The sequence below is a fragment of the Streptomyces albidicamelliae genome (genome assembly GCF_025642175.1).
Classification (GTDB): Bacteria; Actinomycetota; Actinomycetes; order Streptomycetales; family Streptomycetaceae; genus Streptomyces; species Streptomyces albidocamelliae.
This window is the reverse complement of the sequence record NZ_CP106795.1, coordinates 6,306,555-6,323,532: the sequence shown is the minus strand read 5'-3', so window position 1 is coordinate 6,323,532 and position 16,978 is coordinate 6,306,555. Positions and strand designations below refer to the sequence as shown.

General features: G+C 72.3%; 13 protein-coding genes. 4 read left to right on the top strand and 9 right to left on the bottom strand.

The window, feature by feature from the left end:
• Window positions 1–6 precede the first annotated feature (6 nt).
• The 4 genes from N8I86_RS28725 to sbnA are packed head-to-tail and all read left to right on the top strand — an operon-like array spanning window position 7 to window position 6,452.
• On the top strand, window positions 7–3,261 hold the full coding sequence (locus N8I86_RS28725) for a non-ribosomal peptide synthetase (RefSeq protein WP_263279029.1): 3,255 nt from the start codon (window positions 7–9) through the stop codon (window positions 3,259–3,261).
• Window positions 3,262–3,315: 54 nt separating this feature from the next.
• Window positions 3,316–4,320 (top strand): TauD/TfdA family dioxygenase, encoded by a 1,005-nt coding sequence (locus N8I86_RS28720; RefSeq protein WP_263279028.1) that lies wholly within the window; start codon window positions 3,316–3,318, stop codon window positions 4,318–4,320.
• Entirely contained in the window at window positions 4,317–5,387 is a 1,071-nt protein-coding gene (gene sbnB / locus N8I86_RS28715; protein WP_123440035.1) for a 2,3-diaminopropionate biosynthesis protein SbnB, read from the top strand. Before N8I86_RS28720 ends, sbnB begins: the two co-directional genes overlap by 4 nt.
• Window positions 5,388–5,426: 39 nt before the next feature.
• Entirely contained in the window at window positions 5,427–6,452 is a 1,026-nt protein-coding gene (sbnA, locus tag N8I86_RS28710) for a 2,3-diaminopropionate biosynthesis protein SbnA (protein WP_073897520.1), read from the top strand.
• A 41-nt stretch (window positions 6,453–6,493) separates the two neighbouring features.
• On the opposite strand, the gene N8I86_RS28705 is transcribed toward sbnA, so the two are convergent.
• The 9 genes from N8I86_RS28705 to N8I86_RS28665 form a co-directional block, all read right to left on the bottom strand.
• Complete coding sequence (locus tag N8I86_RS28705; RefSeq protein WP_263279027.1) at window positions 6,494–7,690, bottom strand: MFS transporter; 1,197 nt, start codon at window positions 7,688–7,690, stop codon at window positions 6,494–6,496.
• On the bottom strand, window positions 7,690–8,220 hold the full coding sequence (locus N8I86_RS28700) for a GNAT family N-acetyltransferase (protein WP_263279026.1): 531 nt from the start codon (window positions 8,218–8,220) through the stop codon (window positions 7,690–7,692). Before N8I86_RS28700 ends, N8I86_RS28705 begins: the two co-directional genes overlap by 1 nt.
• A complete protein-coding gene (locus N8I86_RS28695; RefSeq protein ID WP_263279025.1) occupies window positions 8,217–9,440 on the bottom strand; it encodes a type III PLP-dependent enzyme domain-containing protein in 1,224 nt (407 codons plus the stop codon). The genes N8I86_RS28700 and N8I86_RS28695 overlap by 4 nt, the downstream gene beginning before the upstream one ends.
• Window positions 9,437–10,726 carry a DUF6271 family protein gene (locus N8I86_RS28690; protein ID WP_263279024.1) on the bottom strand — a complete coding sequence of 430 codons (1,290 nt, stop codon included), beginning with the start codon at window positions 10,724–10,726 and terminating at the stop codon, window positions 9,437–9,439. Before N8I86_RS28690 ends, N8I86_RS28695 begins: the two co-directional genes overlap by 4 nt.
• The gene (locus N8I86_RS28685; protein WP_073897530.1) at window positions 10,723–11,754 is read right to left on the bottom strand and encodes a phytanoyl-CoA dioxygenase family protein; all 1,032 of its coding nucleotides are present in this window, start codon (window positions 11,752–11,754) and stop codon (window positions 10,723–10,725) included. Before N8I86_RS28685 ends, N8I86_RS28690 begins: the two co-directional genes overlap by 4 nt.
• A gap of 239 nt (window positions 11,755–11,993) precedes the next feature.
• Window positions 11,994–13,481, bottom strand: coding sequence for a glycoside hydrolase family 3 protein (locus tag N8I86_RS28680; protein WP_263279023.1), 1,488 nt, complete (start codon window positions 13,479–13,481; stop codon window positions 11,994–11,996).
• A gap of 8 nt (window positions 13,482–13,489) precedes the next feature.
• Window positions 13,490–14,320: a carbohydrate ABC transporter permease gene (locus N8I86_RS28675; protein ID WP_073897534.1), complete on the bottom strand. Its 831-nt coding sequence runs from the start codon at window positions 14,318–14,320 to the stop codon at window positions 13,490–13,492.
• Complete coding sequence (locus tag N8I86_RS28670) at window positions 14,317–15,315, bottom strand: carbohydrate ABC transporter permease (protein WP_263279022.1); 999 nt, start codon at window positions 15,313–15,315, stop codon at window positions 14,317–14,319. The genes N8I86_RS28675 and N8I86_RS28670 overlap by 4 nt, the downstream gene beginning before the upstream one ends.
• 120 nt (window positions 15,316–15,435) lie before the next feature.
• Window positions 15,436–16,716, bottom strand: coding sequence for an extracellular solute-binding protein (locus N8I86_RS28665; protein WP_123440028.1), 1,281 nt, complete (start codon window positions 16,714–16,716; stop codon window positions 15,436–15,438).
• Window positions 16,717–16,978 lie beyond the last annotated feature (262 nt).

The following is a 16,978-nucleotide window of genomic DNA, read 5'->3' as shown; positions in this document are numbered from 1 at the left end:
CATTCGATGGACACGCGCGTGGAAGCGGACCGTGGGTACTGGAGCCGGGTGCTGACCGCCGGCGGCACCACCGCGGTGCCCCGGTGGGTGGGGCGCCCGGAGCCGGGAGCGGCCGAGCAGGAGGCGGCGGTCCCGGACGACGTGGCCGACGCGGTACGCGATCTGGTACGGCGGTCGGGCGTGCCGATCAGCGCGCTGCTGCTCGCGGCGCACGCCAAGGTGCTGGCCGCCCTGTCCGGTGAGCGGGACGTGGTGACCGGGTACAGCGCCGGAGTGCGGGGCGAGCCGCTGCCGTGCCGTCTGTCCGTCACCCCGGGCTCCTGGTTCGCGCTGGTGTCGGCGGCGGAGCGGGCCGAGGCGGAGCTGCTGGCCCACCGGGAGTTCCCGGTCGCCCGGCTCCGTGCGGAGCTGGGGGTGACCGAGCCGTCGTACGAGGTGGTGTTCGGCCCCCTGGGAGCCGAGGAGGCGCACGTCGGCGAGGGTGTGCTGCACGTGCGCTGGTCGGACCTGGGCGGCCGGCTGAAGCTGCGCCTGCGCTACCGCACGGACGTGCTGGACGCCGAGAGCGCGGCCCGGATCGGGGGCTACCACCTCAAGGCGCTGCGGCTGATGGTGTCCGGCCCGGACGCGTCCCACGACCGGCAGAGCCTGCTGTCGGACGACGAGGTCCGCGAGCAGCTGGAAGGGCTGGCCGGTCCGCACAGGCCGCTGCCGGACGCCCGGGCCCACGAGCTGTTCGAACGGCGTGCGCGGGCGCATCCGCAGGCCGTCGCGGCGGTGCAGGGCGAGCGCGAGTGGACGTACGGGGAGCTCGACGCGCGCGCCAACCGGCTGGCGCGGGCACTGCTGGCGCGCGGTCTGGGCCGGGAGGACGTGGTGGCCGTCGTCACCGAACGCAACCTGGACTGGCTGGCGGCGACGCTGGCCGTGTTCAAGGCGGGCGGCGCGTACCTGCCGATCGAGCCGCATTTCCCGGCCGGCCGGGTCGCGGCGACGCTCGAGCGGGCCGGGTGCCGGCTGGTGCTCACCGAGTCCGGCAGCACCGGGACGCTCGACGAGGCGCTGGCCGGCCTGCCCGCGACCGAGAAGCTGCTGGTCGAGACGGCGTACGCGGAACCGCACGAGGACAGTTCCCCCGGCGTGCGGGTCGACGCCGACCAGCTGGCGTACATCTACTTCACCTCCGGCTCCACCGGCGAGCCGAAGGGCGCGATGTGCGAGCACGCGGGCCTGCTCAACCATCTCCACGCCAAGATCGACGACCTGGGCATCGGCGAGGGGTCGGTGGTGGCGCAGACGGCGCCGCAGTGCTTCGACATCTCGCTCTGGCAGCTGGTGTCCGCGCTGCTGGTCGGCGGGCGGACCCTGCTGGTCGGCCAGGACGTCGTCGTGGACGTGGAGCGGTTCGTCGACACGCTGGAGCGCGGCCGGGTCGCGGTGGCGCAGGTCGTGCCCTCCTACCTGGAGGTCGTGGTCTCGTACCTGGAGCGGCACCCGCGGGCCCTGCCGGACCTGCGGTGCGTGTCGGTGACCGGTGAGGCGCTGAAACGGGAGCTGGTCCAGCGCTGGTTCGCGGTCCAGCCGGGGATCCGGCTGCTCAACGCCTACGGACTCACGGAGACCTCGGACGACACCAACCACGAGGTCCTGGACGGCGTGCCCGACCGGGTGCTGCTCGGTCGGGCGGTCAACAACGTGCGGGTGTACGTGGTGGACGAGCAGATGTCCCTGGTGCCGCTGGGCGCCCCCGGACTGATCGCGTTCTCCGGCGTCTGCGTGGGCCGCGGCTACGTCAACGACCCCGAACGCACCCGTGAGGCCTACCGCACGGACCCGTTCCGGCCCGGGGAACGGCTCTACCTGGGCGGTGACTGGGGCCGCTGGCACCCGGGCGGGAAACTGGAGTTCCTGGGCCGCCGGGACAACCAGGTCAAGATCCGCGGCTTCCGGATCGAGATCGGCGAGATCGAGAACACCCTGCTGCGGGTGGACGGGGTGCGGGACGGTGCGGTGGTCGTCGCCGAGCGGGCCGGCGGGAGCAAGCACCTGATCGCCTTCTACAGCGGCACGCGTCAGCGGCCGGACGCCCTGAGCGCGGAGCTCGCCGCCGTGCTGCCCGCCTACATGGTCCCCTCGGCCTTCCACTGGCAGGACGGCCTCCCGCTGACCGCCAACGGCAAGATCGACCGCAAGGCGCTGACCGCGCTGGCCGAGCGGGCGGCACCGGACGCCGGGGAGGACGCGGCGGGAGCGGACGAGCTGAGCCCGGCCGAGCGGAGGCTGGCGGCCGCCTGGGCGGAGCTGCTGGGCGTGCCCGAGCACCGGATCCGCCGGACGGACCACTTCTTCGACTCCGGCGGCACCTCCCTGACGGCCGTGAAGCTCACCCTCGCGCTGGACCGGGCGGTGTCCCTGAAGGACATCACCCGGCACCCGGTCCTCGCCGACCTGGCCGCTCTCCTCGACGGGGCCGCCGGCCGGCGCCGGGAGCTGCTCCAGCCGGTGTCGGAGGCGGACGGCACCCCCGAGAGCGCGCTGGTGTGCTTCCCCTACGCGGGCGGCAACGCGGTCAACTACCAGCCGATGGCCCGGGAGCTGGCGGGCCGCGGCCCGGCGGTGTTCGCGGTGGACCTGCCCGGTCACGACCTGGCCGGCTCGCCCGAGCCGTTCGCGTCGATCACGCGGGTGGCCGAGCGGGTCGCCGACGAGATCACGGCACGCGGCCTGACCCGGGTCATGCTCTGGGGCCACTCCTCGGGCACCGCGCCGGCCCTGGAGACGGCCCGGCTGCTGCGGGAGCGGGGCGTGCGGGTGACACGGGTGTTCCTGGCCGCGCAGCTGCTCGGCACCGCGGCCGAACGCGACGCCGCCGTCGCCGCGCTGGCCGGCCGGAGCGACGCGGAGATCGCGGCCGGGCTGGCCGCGGACGGCGGCCACCCGGAACTCGCCGAGCTCAACGAGCGGCACGCCGCGCACATCGGCGCCGCCTACCGGCACGACTGCCTGCAGGCGCACCGCTACTTCCGGGCGGTCCTCGACTCCCCGCCGCCGGTGAAGCTCTCCGCTCCGGTCTCGGTGGTCGTCGCCGCCGACGACCCGTACACCGCCGACCACGTCCACCGGTACCGGGACTGGCTGCTCGTGGCCGAGCACGTCGAACTGCACGAGCTGCCCGACGGCGGCCACCACTTCCTGCGCACCCGTCCGGCCGAGGCGGCACAGGCCGTCGTGAACACCGCTCTGCCGCTGGCCTCCACCTGATCCCCGTCCGATCCCCCCGGGCCGACCGGGCGGGCGACCGAAAGGAAAACCGAGATGACGTCCTCATCCCTGGCAGCACCGCTAGAGGTGGAGCTGCGGCCGGACAAACCCCCGATCCTGCACGTCGATCCGCCGGGTGACGCGCCGGGCTGGGCGGCCGCGCACCGGGAGGCGCTGCGGGCGCAGGTCACCGAGCACGGGGCGCTGCTCGTCCGCGGCCTCGGGCTGCGGGACGCGGACCGGATCGGTGCCGTCCTCACCCGTCTGTCCGGCGGGCTCATGACGGAGCGGGAGGCGTTCGCGCCCCGCGAGTCCCACGGCCATGGGCTGTACTCCTCCACCACCTGGCCGGCGAACCAGCCGATGTGCATGCACCACGAGCTGAGCTACACCCTGGAGGTGCCCGGGCTGATGCTGTTCGCCTGTCCGACCGCGCCCGAGCAGGGCGGGGCGACGGCGGTGGCCGACGCGGAGCAGGTCCTCAAGGCGCTGCCCGCCGGTCTGACCGACCGGTTCGAGCGTGAGGGCTGGATGCTGACCCGCAGCTACAACGACGAGATCGGGGCCTCCCTGGAGGAGTCGTTCGGCACCGCCGACCGCACCGCGATCGAGAGCTACTGCCGGGCCAACGCCATCGACTTCAGCTGGCAGGCCGACGGTTCGCTGCGCACCCGGCAGCGCCGCAGCGCCGTGGTGCGGCACCCGCTCACGGGCCGCCGCTGCTGGTTCAACCAGATCGCCTTCCTCAACGAGTGGACGCTGGCCCCCGAGGTGCGCGAGTACCTGGTGGACGAGTACGGCGAGGACGGTCTGCCGTTCAACACCCGCTACGGGGACGGCAGCCCGATCGGCGAGGACGTGGTGGAGCAGCTCAACAGCACGTACGAGGCGCACACCCGGCGCGAGCCCTGGATTTCCGGTGACCTGCTGCTCGTGGACAACATCCGCACCGCGCACAGCCGGGAGCCCTTCACCGGGGACCGGCAGGTGCTGGTCGGCATGGGTGAGCCGCGGCGGCTGGCCGACGGCTGCCCGACCCCGGAGGCGAGCGAACGATGACCGATCTGCTGTCGACCGCCGCCCACCGGGCCGTGCCCGGGGGCCCCTCGGTGCCGACGTTCGCCGTGATCTCCGGTGAGCAGGTGCAGCAGGCCCTCGGCGGGCGCGAGAAGGAACTCGTGGGGCTGGTCGAGGCCACCTACCGGCTGCACGGCGCGGGGGACTCGGTCAACCCGCCGTCGTACTTCCTGCGGTTCCCGGACCGGCCCAGCTCGCGGATCATCGCGCTGCCCGCCTCCATCGGCGGGTCGGTCCGGGTGGACGGCATGAAGTGGATCTCCAGCTTCCCGGAGAACGTGGACAGCGGACTGCCACGGGCCTCCGCGGTGCTGATCCTCAACGACCACGACACCGGGTATCCGTTCGCCTGCCTGGAGAGCTCCATCATCAGCGCGACCAGGACGGCGGCGTCGGCGGCACTGGCGGCCGACGTGCTCAGCCGCAACCGGACCCGTCCCCGCCGGGTGGGCTTCTTCGGCACGGGTCTGATCGCCCGGTACATCCACACCTTCCTGGCCGGCACGGGCTGGTCCTTCGACGCGATCGGCGTGCACGACGTGTCCGCCGACAGCGCCGCCGGCTTCCGCGGCTATCTGGAGCAGGCGGGTGTGACCGGCGAGGTCACCGTGCACGAGCGCGCCGAGGACCTCGTCCGCGGCAGCGACCTGGTGGTCTTCGCCACCGTCGCCGGCCGGCCGCACGTCACCACACCGGCCTGGTTCGCCCACAACCCCGTGGTCCTGCACGTGTCCCTGCGCGACCTCGCCCCGGAGGTCCTGCTCGGCGCCGCCAACTTCGTCGACGACGTCGAGCACTGCCTGAAGGCGGACACGTCCCCCCACCTCGTGGAACAGCGCACCGGGAACCGCGACTTCCTGAACGGGACCCTGTGCGACGTGATGCTGGGGCGCGCCGCGCCTCCGGCCGACCGGCCGGTGATCTTCTCGCCGTTCGGACTCGGCGTCCTCGACCTCGCCGTGGGCAAGTTCGTCTACGACGAAGTGGGCCGGGCGGGAAACCTCCGCGTCATCGACGACTTCTTCCACGACCTGCGCCGGTACGGCTGAGGCCGTCCACGTCCTTCGCCCGGCACCAGGAGGCCCGCAGTGCCTGTCATTTCCGCTCCCTACGCCTTCAACGAGGGGCATCTCTTCGTCGACCTCGAGTCGACCTGCGGATACCCGCTCTACCTGAAGTGCGAGGGCTTCAACTTCGCCGGCTCCATCAAGCTGAAGGCCGCGAACGAGATGGTGGAGAGCGCCGAGCGTGACGGAATCCTGACGTCGGACTCCGTCCTCGTCGAGTCCTCGTCCGGAAACCTGGGTGTCGCGCTCAGCATGATCGCCGCGAGCAAGGGTTACCGGTTCCTGTGTGTGACCGACTCCCGCTGCAACCTGTCGACCAGGCTGCTGATGGAGGCGCTCGGCAGCGAAGTCCACGTCGTGGCCGACCAGGACTCCAACGGCGGGTTCCTCGGTATGCGCATCGAGTACGTCCGTGCGCTGTGCGCCTCCGACTCCCGCTACGTCTGGCTGAGCCAGTACACCAACGCGGGCAACTGGCGGGCGCACTACCGCACCACGGCCCCGGAGATCGCCGCCGAGTTCCCGGAGCTGGACGTCGTGTTCATCGGGGCGGGCACCACCGGGACCCTGATGGGCTGCGCCCGGTGGTTCCAGGAGTGGCACCGTCCGGTGCACGTGGTCGCCGTGGACGCCGTGGGCTCGGTGGCCTTCGGCGGTGAGCCGGGGCCCCGGATGATCCCCGGTCTGGGCATGAGCATGCGCCCGCCGCTGCTGGACGAGTCCTTCGTGGACGAGGTGGTCCGGGTCGAGGAGGCGGACACCATCCGGATGTGTCACCGGATGGCCCGGCGGGGCTTCCTGTTCGGCGGCTCCACGGGGACGGTGGTCAGCGGCGCGGCGGACTGGCTGGCGCGGCACGACACCCGCGGGCTCACCGCCGTGGCCATCGCGCCGGACCTCGGCGAGCGCTACCTGGACACCGTCTACCAGACCAACTGGCTGCAGGATCTGTACGGCGCCCACGTGCTCGACTCCATCGAGGTGGGCATCCCCGCGCGGGAGCCGAAGCCCGCGTCCCGGGCGCCGGGCCGGCGGCGCAGACGGTAGCGGCGCGTGCCGGGTGCGGGCCCGGGACGCCGGGGCTCGGGTCAGGACCCGGGCACGGCGGCCCGGGCCCGCCACGGTATCCGCAGGGCGGTCAGCGTGACGACGAGGGCCGAGGCCGCCACCGTGGCCATGCCCAGCGTCAGGTTCGCCGCGGCCGCGACGAAGCCGATGAGGGCGGGGCCGGCCAGGAGGCCGGTGGTGCCCGTCGCCGCGACCAGGGCCAGGGCGTCCGGGCCGCGTTCGGCCGCGGCGACGTACACGCACGGGGTGATGGCGGCGGCGCCGAGGCCGACACAGGCGAAGCCGAGGAGGGTGGGCACGACTCCTCCGGCGAGCAGCGCGAGGCCCAGTCCGGCGGCGGCCACGGCGCTGCCCGTGCGGACCACACGGCCGTCGCCCCAGCGGGTGCGCCAGCGGTCGGCGCACGCCCGGGCCAGCAGCATCGTCACGGAGACGACGGCGATGCCCAGGGGGGCCACCGTCGCGGACGCCTCGACGACGTCCCGCAGATAGAGCGTGGACCAGTCGTTCATGGCGCCCTCGGTGATCGTGCCGAACGCCATGGCGCAGCCCAGGAGCAGGGTCGCGGCGGAGGGCGGCACTAGCCGGCGGGGCCGCTTCGGTCCGGCCGGACCGGCGGGCGGGGTGTCCGTGCCCGGGTCCGTCAGCAGGCCCGGGCGGGCCGCGGTGAGCAGGAGCAGCAGCAGGGCGCCGGCCACCGCGAAGTGGGCCCGGACGGACGCGGTCACCGTGGTCGCGCCGGAGGTCAGCAGGGCCGCCGCGAGCAGGCCGGCGCTGAACGTGGCGTGGAGCTGGGACATGGCGGTGCGGTCGTGGGCCTTCTCCAGCGCGGCGCCCTGGGCGTTCATCGCGACGTTGAGGCAGCCGACCGCGACACCGTCGGCGCACACGGTAAGGAGGGCCAGGGGGTAGTCCGGTACGGCGGGCAGCGCGGCCAGGACGCCGACGAGGCACAGGGCGGAGACGAGGGACAGCCGCCGGGAGCCGAGCCGGCGCATCAGGAGGGCGACGAGCGGGAACGAGGCCGCCGCGCCCGCCCCGCAGGCCATCAGCAGCAGGCCCACCTCGCCGGCCCCGAGGTCCAGCCGGGTCCGCAGCGCCGGGAGGCGGGAGATCCAGGTGCCGTACTGGAAGCCGAGGAAGCAGAACAGCGCCGCGATGGACCATTTGGCCCGGGCGAACCCGGGCGGGCCGGCGGGGGTGGGGTGTCCGGGCATCAGACCGCTCTCCGGGCTTCGCCGGGCCGGGCCGCGGCCACCTGGGCCGACATGTAGACGGCGTCCGCGCCGTAGCCCGGTGGGAGGTGGGCCTCGGGGTGGGCCCGGTAGCCGTGGGCCTGCCAGAACCGCTCCTTGCCGGCGACCGCGACGAGGGACGTGGTCGCGAAGCCGCGGGCGCGGGCGACGCCGCTCAGATGGCGTACGAGCCGGCTGCCGAGCCCTCTTCGGCGCAGCGGCGCGCTGACGACGAGGTCGTGCAGGTGGAGGTTGGCCGAGTGGTGGACGACCCGTTCGGGGCGGCTCAGGTCCGGGCAGCGGAAGGGGGGGTAGGGCAGCGCGAGGACGTAGCCCGCGATCGCGCCGTCGAGGTCGAGGACGAAGCAGGTGCCGGCCGAGATGCGGGCGCGGGAGCGCAGTGTCTCCTCGCCCTCGGTGAGGGAGAGGTCGACGTAGGCCGCCGTCTCCAGGGCCGCGATCCGGGGCCAGTCGGTCTCGGCGATGCCCCGTATGCGCAGGGTGTGGTTCATGTCAGTGCCGTTCGTCGGGGGTCCGTGAGCCCGGCGGTGCCGCGTGTGCAGACGGCCGGCAGCGGGTGGATGCCGTTGAACCCCTGGGTCATGTAGCTGGTGGCGTAGGCGCCGGCGGAGAGGATCCGGACCGGGTCGCCGGAGGCGAGGGCCCGGGGCACGCGCACCGGGTGCCGGCCGCCGCCGTAGGCGTCGTCGCTGTCGCAGGTCGGTCCCGCGACGATCGCGGGGACGTGGTCCTCGGTCTCGGACCGGCCGGGGAAGACGAAGCGGTGCGTGACCTGGTCCATCTCGTACAGGCCGTTGTACTTGCCGCAGCTGAGGTACAGCCAGTGGGCGCAGGTGCCGTCGGGCTGCCGGCGCCGGGTGAGCCGGGAGACGTGGGCGTGGACGACGCCGTGGTCGGCGACCAGGTGGCGGCCGGGTTCCAGGACGACGTCCAGGGGTGCGGGGGTGAGGCCGCGCAGGCGCTCGACGCCCTCGCGCAGGACGGTGAGGATCTTGTCCAGGGGCGGTTCGAGGGCGTTGCCGCGGCGGTCCCGGTAGCCGAGCGCGGGCAGGCCGCCGCCGAGGTTGACGTGGTCGGGCACGATCCCGTGCGCGGCGAGCTCCGTCAGTGTCCCGGCGAGGGTGTCGAAGGCCTGCTGCCAGGCCTCGCCGGTCATCTGCTGGGAGCCGACGTGCACGGAGAGGCCCGCCGGGGTCAGGGCGGCGGCGCGGGCCGTGGCCAGCACGCGGACGGCGTCGCCCGGTGCGCAGCCGAACTTGCGGTTCAGTCCCCACAGGGCGCCCTCGCCGCTGGTGGCGAGGCGGCAGAACACCCGGGCGCCGGGGGCGTACCGGGCGATCGCGGTGACGTCCTCGGCGCTGTCGGTGGCGAAGGTGCGGACACCCAGGCGGTGGGCCGCGGCGATGTCGTGGTCGGACTTGACGGTGTTGCCGTAGTGGACGCGGTCGACGGGGACGCCGGTGCGGAGTGCCTGGGCGATCTCGGCGGGGCTCGCCGCGTCGAATCCCGCGCCGCGGGCGGCCAGGCAGCGCAGGACCTCGTCGACCGGGCAGGCCTTGAGGGCGAAGCGGATGTCCGCCCCGGGCAGTTCGGCCCGCAGGGAGTCGTACTGCCGCTCCACGCCGGTGAGGTCGTAGACGATGCGGTCGTCGGTGGAGGCGGTCAGGTGCCGGGCCGCCGGACGGGGCGCCGTCGGGTGCGGGGCGCTCATGCGCGGACCGCTTCCACGAGGGCCGGCCAGACTTCGGTCAGGTACGCGTAGTCCTCGATGTCCGCCTCGGCCTCGTCGAGCAAGCGGTCCCGTTCGGCCGCGAGGCGGTCGGCGAAGAGCGCGTACCGGCCGCCCAGTTTGCGGTAGGCGGTGTCGACGCGGTCCAGGCGCCACACGTTCTGAGCGCGATCCAGGCCGGCGCTCTCCCGGAGGAGGGCGGTGACCGTCCCGGGCCGCACCCGGTGCCGCTCGTCGAGCAGTGCGGCGCCCTCGGCGGCCATGCGGTCGTAGACGTGGTGGAAGTAGAGCATCGAGAGCAGGAACTTCACGAACCGCCGCTGGTAGGCCGCGAATCCGCTGTCGGTACGGCGTTCCGGGGTGTGGAAGTTCTCGATGTGCCGGTTGTGCAGGATGCCGGGCAGGCCGGCGTCGTGGACCAGGTGGAGCAGGAAGTAGTCGCTGCCGATGGTGTCGGTGGCGGGCGGCAGCGGCATCCGCTCGTACACCGCCCGGTCGAAGGCGACGTTGCACATGTCGACGCGCATGGGGTCGACCCGGGTGAGGGTCGCCCGGTCGCCGGTGAACGGTGCCGTCCCCGCGCCGGTGAAGGACTCCTCGACCAGTTGCCGGGTGCGTTCCTCCGGCCAGTCGCCGGGCGCCCACAGGCTCACGACGTCGTGGTAGATCCCCTCGTCCAGGTGCTGTATCTCCGCGATGTCCACGGAGAGTTCGCCGATGAAGGAGGCACCGGCGAGCGACACCGGGCGGTGCGCGTGGGCGGGGCCGAGGTCGGTGCGCAGTCCGCCGGCCGCGGCCTCGGCGGCGGGCCGGCCGAGCCAGGGCAGCTCGTGGTGGACGGGGAACACAGGTTGGCCGTCGTGGAGTTGGTAGGCGCTGTCGGAGTCGCGGCGGTGCAGCGAGGAGCAGCCGAGGGCGGCGGCCAGCAGGAAGGCGCGGTTGGTGCAGGCGCCGTAGGAGACGGCGGACGGCAGCATCAGGCGCAGCAGGCGCTCGGGCTCGGGCGGCCCGGCGCGTTCGACGGCCCGGCGCAGGAAGGCGCGCTGGGCGGACTCGTCGAGGTGGTGGACGGTGACGCCGGGGACGGGGCGGAGTCCGGCGACGACCCGGGTGTGCTCGGCGCGGGTGCGGTCGTCGGAGGAGTCGAGGACGAGCAGCTGGACGTCCGCGCCGTGGTCGCGGGCGGCGTGGGCGGCCTCCTCGTGGACGGCGGTGAGGGTGGCCGAGCAGGCCCGGTCGGTGGGCAGGCAGAGGCAGATGCGGTTCACTGTGCCTCTTCCGCGGCGGCCCAGGAGTCCAGTCCGAGCAGCTTCCTGCCGAGCCCGTTGAGCGCGGCCGGGCCGTAGCGGAGGGCCTCCGGTTCACGGGCGTCGCCGAGGAGGGTGCCGTTCCAGTCGGGGGTGGCCAGGGTGCGCCAGGAGTGCACGCGGGAGTCGCGCAGCGCGGTGTGTTCCTCCAGCGCGGGCATCATCGACAGGTACTGGACGGCCCTGACACCGTTGTCGGAGAGGTTCGGCGCGACGCCGTGCGCGAGCAGGCCGTTGAAGATCAGCAGGTCGCCGGCCTGGAGTTCGGGGCGGACGACCGGGAACTCGTCACGGTCGGTGCCGGGGCGGACCGGGTCGCGGTCGGACGGCCGGCCGAGGCGCCACTCCTCGAACCGGCGGAAGAGCTCGGGAGCGCACTGGAAGCCGCCGAGTTCGGGCCGGGTGTCGTTCAGCGCGATGATGCCCTGGACGCGCTGCGGGAGCACGGCGCGGGTGGTGTCGACGTCCCAGTGCAGCTCGATGTCGAAGCCGTCGTCCGTGGGCTCGATGAGGGAACGTGAACGGGTGCGCACGTTGGGCGGGTTGAGGTTGAGCCGGTCCAGGGTGACCCACAGTTCCTCGCAGTCCCAGATGTCCGCGAAGGCGTCGTGGACGCGGTGCGTCTGGCGGCTGTCCCAGATCAGCTGGTGGTGGTAGGCCTCGACGAAGCCGTAGATGTAGAGGTGCCGGTCCAGTTCGGAGCGGAACTCCGGTGCCTCGTACCAGGTTTCCGGGCGGTCGGGGTCGAGGCCCTGGAACTGCCAGGCGAAGTCGAGCAGGCCCTTGGCCTCGCCGGGGGTGATGGCCTCGCGTACGACGACGTAGCCGTAGCGCTGCCAGAAGGCGAAGTCCGCCGCGGACAGCACCTTGAGGGGCCGGGTCTTCTCGATGTCGCGCAGGGGTGTCGGGGCGAAGTAGGTCTCGCCGTCGGCGCTGAAGTAGGGGCGGTCGGTGGCCGCGCGATGGAGGCGGGGGAAGGGCGTCTGCATGCGATCACTCCGGGGTGTTGGTCGGGCACCTTCGGGTCGTGCGTGAGACATGTGCCGCCGGCATGGGCCAGGGCGTGGGGAACCGCCGGACGCGATGCGGCGGGGATACGGGGGCGCCGGATCCGGCGCTGAGGCGGGACCGCCGGACGCGGCGGGGAGTGAGGGACCGCCGGGATGGGCGGGGGGTGAGGGACCGGCCGCCCGCGGGGAGGAGGAGCGGGCGGCCGGGAGCCGTGCGGTCAGCCGACGACGACGGCCTCGGCCGCCGCCACGCCGCAGACGCGGGCGGCGCCGTACGTGGCGATGTGCGGGGCACCGCGCGGCGGGGCCTGCGGCAGGCCCATCTCCACCACGACGGTGTCGGGCCGGGCGTCGAGCAGGGTGTCCAGGGCGGAACCCATCCAGTCGTGCCGGTGCTCGTCGCGCACCACGGCGACGATCCGGCGGCCGTCGGCCGCGGCGAGCACGGCCTTGGCCGCGTCGGGGCCGGAGAAGGATCCGGACGTGCTGCCGGGCAGCAGCCGGCCCAGTTCGGCGGCCACGCCCCACGGGGTCTGGTCGCCGACGGCGATGTTGGGGGCCGGGTTGAACTGGGCGACGTACACCGGTGCGGTGACGGGTGCGGCGGCGCCGGCGCGGGTCACGGTGAGGGCGCGGCGGGCCGCGACCAGGCCGATCTCCGGGTCGGGTGCGGTCTTCTCCGCGTCGCCGCGGGCCGCTGCGGTCCAGGCGGCGAGGTCGCGCACCCGGGCGGCGGCGTCGGCCAGCCGCTCCTCGGGCAGTTCGCCGGAGCGTACGGCGGCCACGAGCGCGTCCCGCAGGGTGAGCACGGTGGCCTCGTCGCACAGGCCGCCGCCCACGCAGATGGCGTCGGCGCCGGCCGCGATCGCCAGGACCACGCCGTGCGCCAGGCCGTAGGTGCCGGATATCGCCCGCATCTCCATGCCGTCGGTGACGATCAGGCCCTGGTAGCCGAGTTCGCCGCGCAGCAGTTCGGTGAGGACGCGCCGGGAGAGGGTGCCGGGGCGGTCCGGGTCGAGGGCGGGCACCAGGATGTGCGCGCTCATGACGGCCCGGGTGCCGGCGGCCATCGCGGCCCGGAAGGGCGGCAGTTCGCGGGCGTAGAGGGTCTCGGCGTCGACGTCGATGCGCGGGACGGCGTGGTGGGAGTCGACGTTGGTGTCGCCGTGCCCGGGGAAGTGCTTGGTGCAGGCGGCGACGCCGGTGGACTGCAGGCCCTCCACCCAGGCCGCGGTGTGCCGGGCGACCAGGTCGGTGCTCGCGCCGAAGGAGCGGACGCCGATGACGGGGTTGTCGGGGTTGGCGTTGACGTCGGCGGACGGCGCCCAGTCGAAGTTGACGCCGCAGGCGGCCAGGCGGCGGCCCAGCTCGCGGGAGACGGCGCGGGTGAGGGCCGGGTCGTCGACGGCGCCGAGGGCGTGGTTGCCGGGGAAGGAGGAGCCGGTGCGCACGTCGAGGCGGGTGACGTCACCGCTCTCCTCGTCGATGGCGATGAGCAGGTCGTCCCGTTCGGCCCGCAACTGGGTGGTCAGAGAGGTGACTTGGGCCTCGCTGGCGACGTTGCGGCCGAACAGGGCGACGGAGGCCAGGCCCTCGCCGAGGCGGCGGCGCACCCAGTCGGGCGCGGTGGTGCCGTCGAACCCCGGCTGCAGCACCGCGAGGGCGTCCCGGGTGAGGGTGTCCGGGCCGGTGGCGAGTGTGGTCATCGGGGGCGTCATCCCTTCACGGCGCCGTCGGTGAGACCGCTGACAGCCTTGCGTTGCAGGAAGATGAAGAGGATCAGGATGGGCAGCGAGAACAGGGACGAGGCGGCCATGGTGGCACCCCAGTCGTCGCCGAAGGCGGTGCGGAACTGCGAGAGCCACAGCGGCAGGGTCTGCTTCTCGTTGGCCTTGTTGAGGATCAGGACCAGCGGGAACTCGTTCCAGGCGGTGATGAAGCCGAACAGCGAGGTCGCCATCAGTCCCGGCGCGAGCAGCGGGAAGATCACCTTGACGAAGGCCTGGAGGCGGTTGCAGCCGTCGACCATCGCCGACTCCTCCAGCTCCTTCGGCACGGCCGCGACGTAGCCGCGCAGCGTCAGGATGGTCAGCGGGAGCACCATCATCGTGTAGAAGACGGTGAGCGGGACGAGGCTGTCGAGCATGTCGTTGTCACGGACGATCATGTAGATGGCGATGATCATGACCTCCCAGGGGGCCATCTGCGCCAGCATGAAGGTCACGATGAGTCCGCGCCGGCCCTTGAACCGCATCCGGGTGAGGGCGAAGGCCGCCAGCAGGGCGATGACGAGCGAGAACACCACCGACAGGACGGTGACGGTGACCGAGTTGGCCACCAGTGTCCAGAAGTTGTCGGCGTCGACGGCCTTCTCGAAGTGGTCGAAGGTGACGTCGGTCGGGAACCACACCGGGTCGTCGGCGATGATGTCGCCGGCCGGCTTGAAGGCCGTGGCGAACATCCAGTAGACGGGGAACACGAAGCCGACGAAGAGGACGACGGCGGTCGCGTTGGGCCACAGACGGCCGAAGGCGGAACGCTTCACAGCTCGTCCTCCTCTTGCTTGAGCACCATGCGCAGGTAGTACGAGGTGAGCGCGATCAGCACCAGGATGGTCAGGAAGGAGATCGCCGCGCCGACCCCGAAGTGCTGGTTGCCGACGCCCTCGACGTAGGCGTAGATCGGCAGCGTCTCGGTGAGGTGGTCCGGGCCGCCCTCGTTGAGCGCGAAGATCTGGGCGAACGACTTGAAGACCCAGATCACTTCGAGGAACGTCGTCGCGTAGAGGAACGGCCGCAGGAAGGGCAGGGTCACCGAGGTGAAGCTCTTCCAGGTGTCGGCGCCGTCCAGCGCGGCGGCCTCGTACAGTTCCCGGGGGATGGTGGTGGTGGCGGCGTAGAGGTTGATCGCCACGAAGGGAACCGACTGCCAGACGATCAGCAGGGTGACCACGGCGAACGTGGAGAACTGGGTCTCCAGCCAGTTGTGGTCGGCCATGGAGTGCCAGCCGAGCTTGTCCAGCACCCAGTTGACGACGCCGAAGCGCTGCGCGAACAGCCACTGGTAGACGGTGGTGGCCGCGATGACGGGCATGGCCCAGGCGAGGACGAGGCCCACCAGGAGCAGCAGCCGCATCTTCTTGCCGAGGCGCGCCAGCAGCAGTCCCACCAGGGTGCCGAGGCCCATGATCAGGACGACGTTGGCGGCGGTGAAGAAGACCGAGCGCTCGGCGACGTGCCAGAACTCCGACTCGGTCAGGACGTCCCGGTAGTTGTCGAAACCGGTCCACTCGGTGAGGTGCTGGATGAGCTGCCGCGGGTTGAGGTTCTGGAACGACAGCAAGCCGTTCTTGACCAGGGGCCAGCCGAGCAGGACCGCGGTGGCCAGCAGCGCGGGCAGCAGGAGCAGATAGGGGGCGGCGGCGCCCCGGCGGGAGGGCGCCCGGGAGGTGCGGTCCTCACCTCGCGGCGGCGCCGGCACCCGGGCCTTGCGGACAGCGGGCTCCCCGGCCGTGTCCGTGCCTTCGGTCTGCACTGACATGAGTTGCCATCTCTTCCGTGGCCGTACGAACGACTTGCCCGGCCGCGCGCACGGCACCGGCGGCCGTCCGCACGACACAGGTGTGCCGGGGGTGCCCGTGCGGCACCCCCGGCGCGGGGTCTAGTTCTTCTGGGCCAGGCGCTTGTTGATCTCGCCCTCGACCTGCTTGGCGGCGTCCGCCGGGGACTTACCGTTGAGCACCGCGGTCATGTAGGACTTGATCGGGTTCGGGGTGTTCTCCACCGCGGCCCACTCGGGGATCAGCGGGGTGGTGCCACCGGCCGCGGCACCCGGGGCGGCGGCCTCGGCGGCGCCGTTGCCCTTGAGGTTGCTCTCCAGGGACTCCTTGTTCGGGATGACGCCGTTGAGCTTGGCGAGCTGGCCCTCGAACTGGTCGGAGAGGGCGATCTTCAGGAACTCCTTGGCCAGGGACTGCTTCTTGCTGTTCTGGGCGACCGCGAGGTTGGAGCCGCCGAGGAAGACGCCCTCGGGCTTGTCGGCCGTCTCGCCCGGGATGGTGAAGTAGCCGAGGTCCTTCTCGATGGCCTTGTTCGCCTGGATCGCCGTACCGGCCTCCCAGCCCATGCCGATGATGGCGCCGGTCTTGCCCTTGGCGAAGACGGTGGCCTGCTGCGGGGTGGCCTCGTCCTTGTCCTTGGGGGCCTCGGAGAAGGAGGCGTACTTCTTGTAGATCTCCATGGCGGCGCTCACCTTGGGGTCGCCGAGGTTGGAGACGTACTTGTCGCCGTCCTTCTTCACCAGGTCGGCGCCCTGGCCGATGGTCAGGCCGTCGAAGAAGTACCAGTTCTGGCCGGGCAGGTAGATCGGCTCGGCGTCGGTCTTCTTGCCTATGGCCTGAAGGTCCTTGAAGAACTCGTCCCGGGTCTTGGGGGTGTCCTTGATGCCGGCCTTGGCCCAGATCTTCTTGTTGTAGATGACGACGCGGTTGGCGAAGTACCACGGGGCGGCGTACTGCTTGCCGTCGTAGACGGAGGACTGGGAGACCGACTGGGTCCAGTCGGCGCCGATCTCCTGCTTGAGGTCGCCCAGTTCGGCGAGGCCGCCGGTGACCGCGTAGGCGGGGGTCTGGGTGTTGCCGACCTCGATGACGTCCGGCGGGGTCGACTCGGAGAGGGCGGTGGTGATCTTCTGCTGGATCCCGTCCCACTTCTGGATCTCGAACTTGACCTTGGCGCCGGTCTTCTTCGCGAAGGCGGCCTGGACGTCCTTGGTCCACTGCGGTGGCGCGGAACCGTCCATCGTCCAGACGGTGAGCGTCTGGCCCTTCCAGCTCGCCGGCCCCGCGTCCTTGCCACTGTCCTTGCCGTCGTCGCCGCCACACGCCGAGACGGAGACCATCATGCCCGCGATCACGATCGCGGCAGCAAGCTTGCGCTTCACGCCACCCTCCTCAGGGATGCCACTAACCCCCCACGCCCTCGGCGGTGACCTGCGTACGACGCTGTTGCACGTAGGGCTCGGGCCTGGTCACTAATGGTGTAGACCAGTACCCCGGAGCTTGGCCTAGACCTTTCGGGGTGTCAAGGGTGGTCAGGGAAGCCGATTACGGCCGTTACGAGAACGTCATCGGAGCGCGTCCATCCCCTTCGCCCGGGCTTCGCCCGAAGCGTTCAGTTGGACTAGACCATAAGGCAGTTGGTCG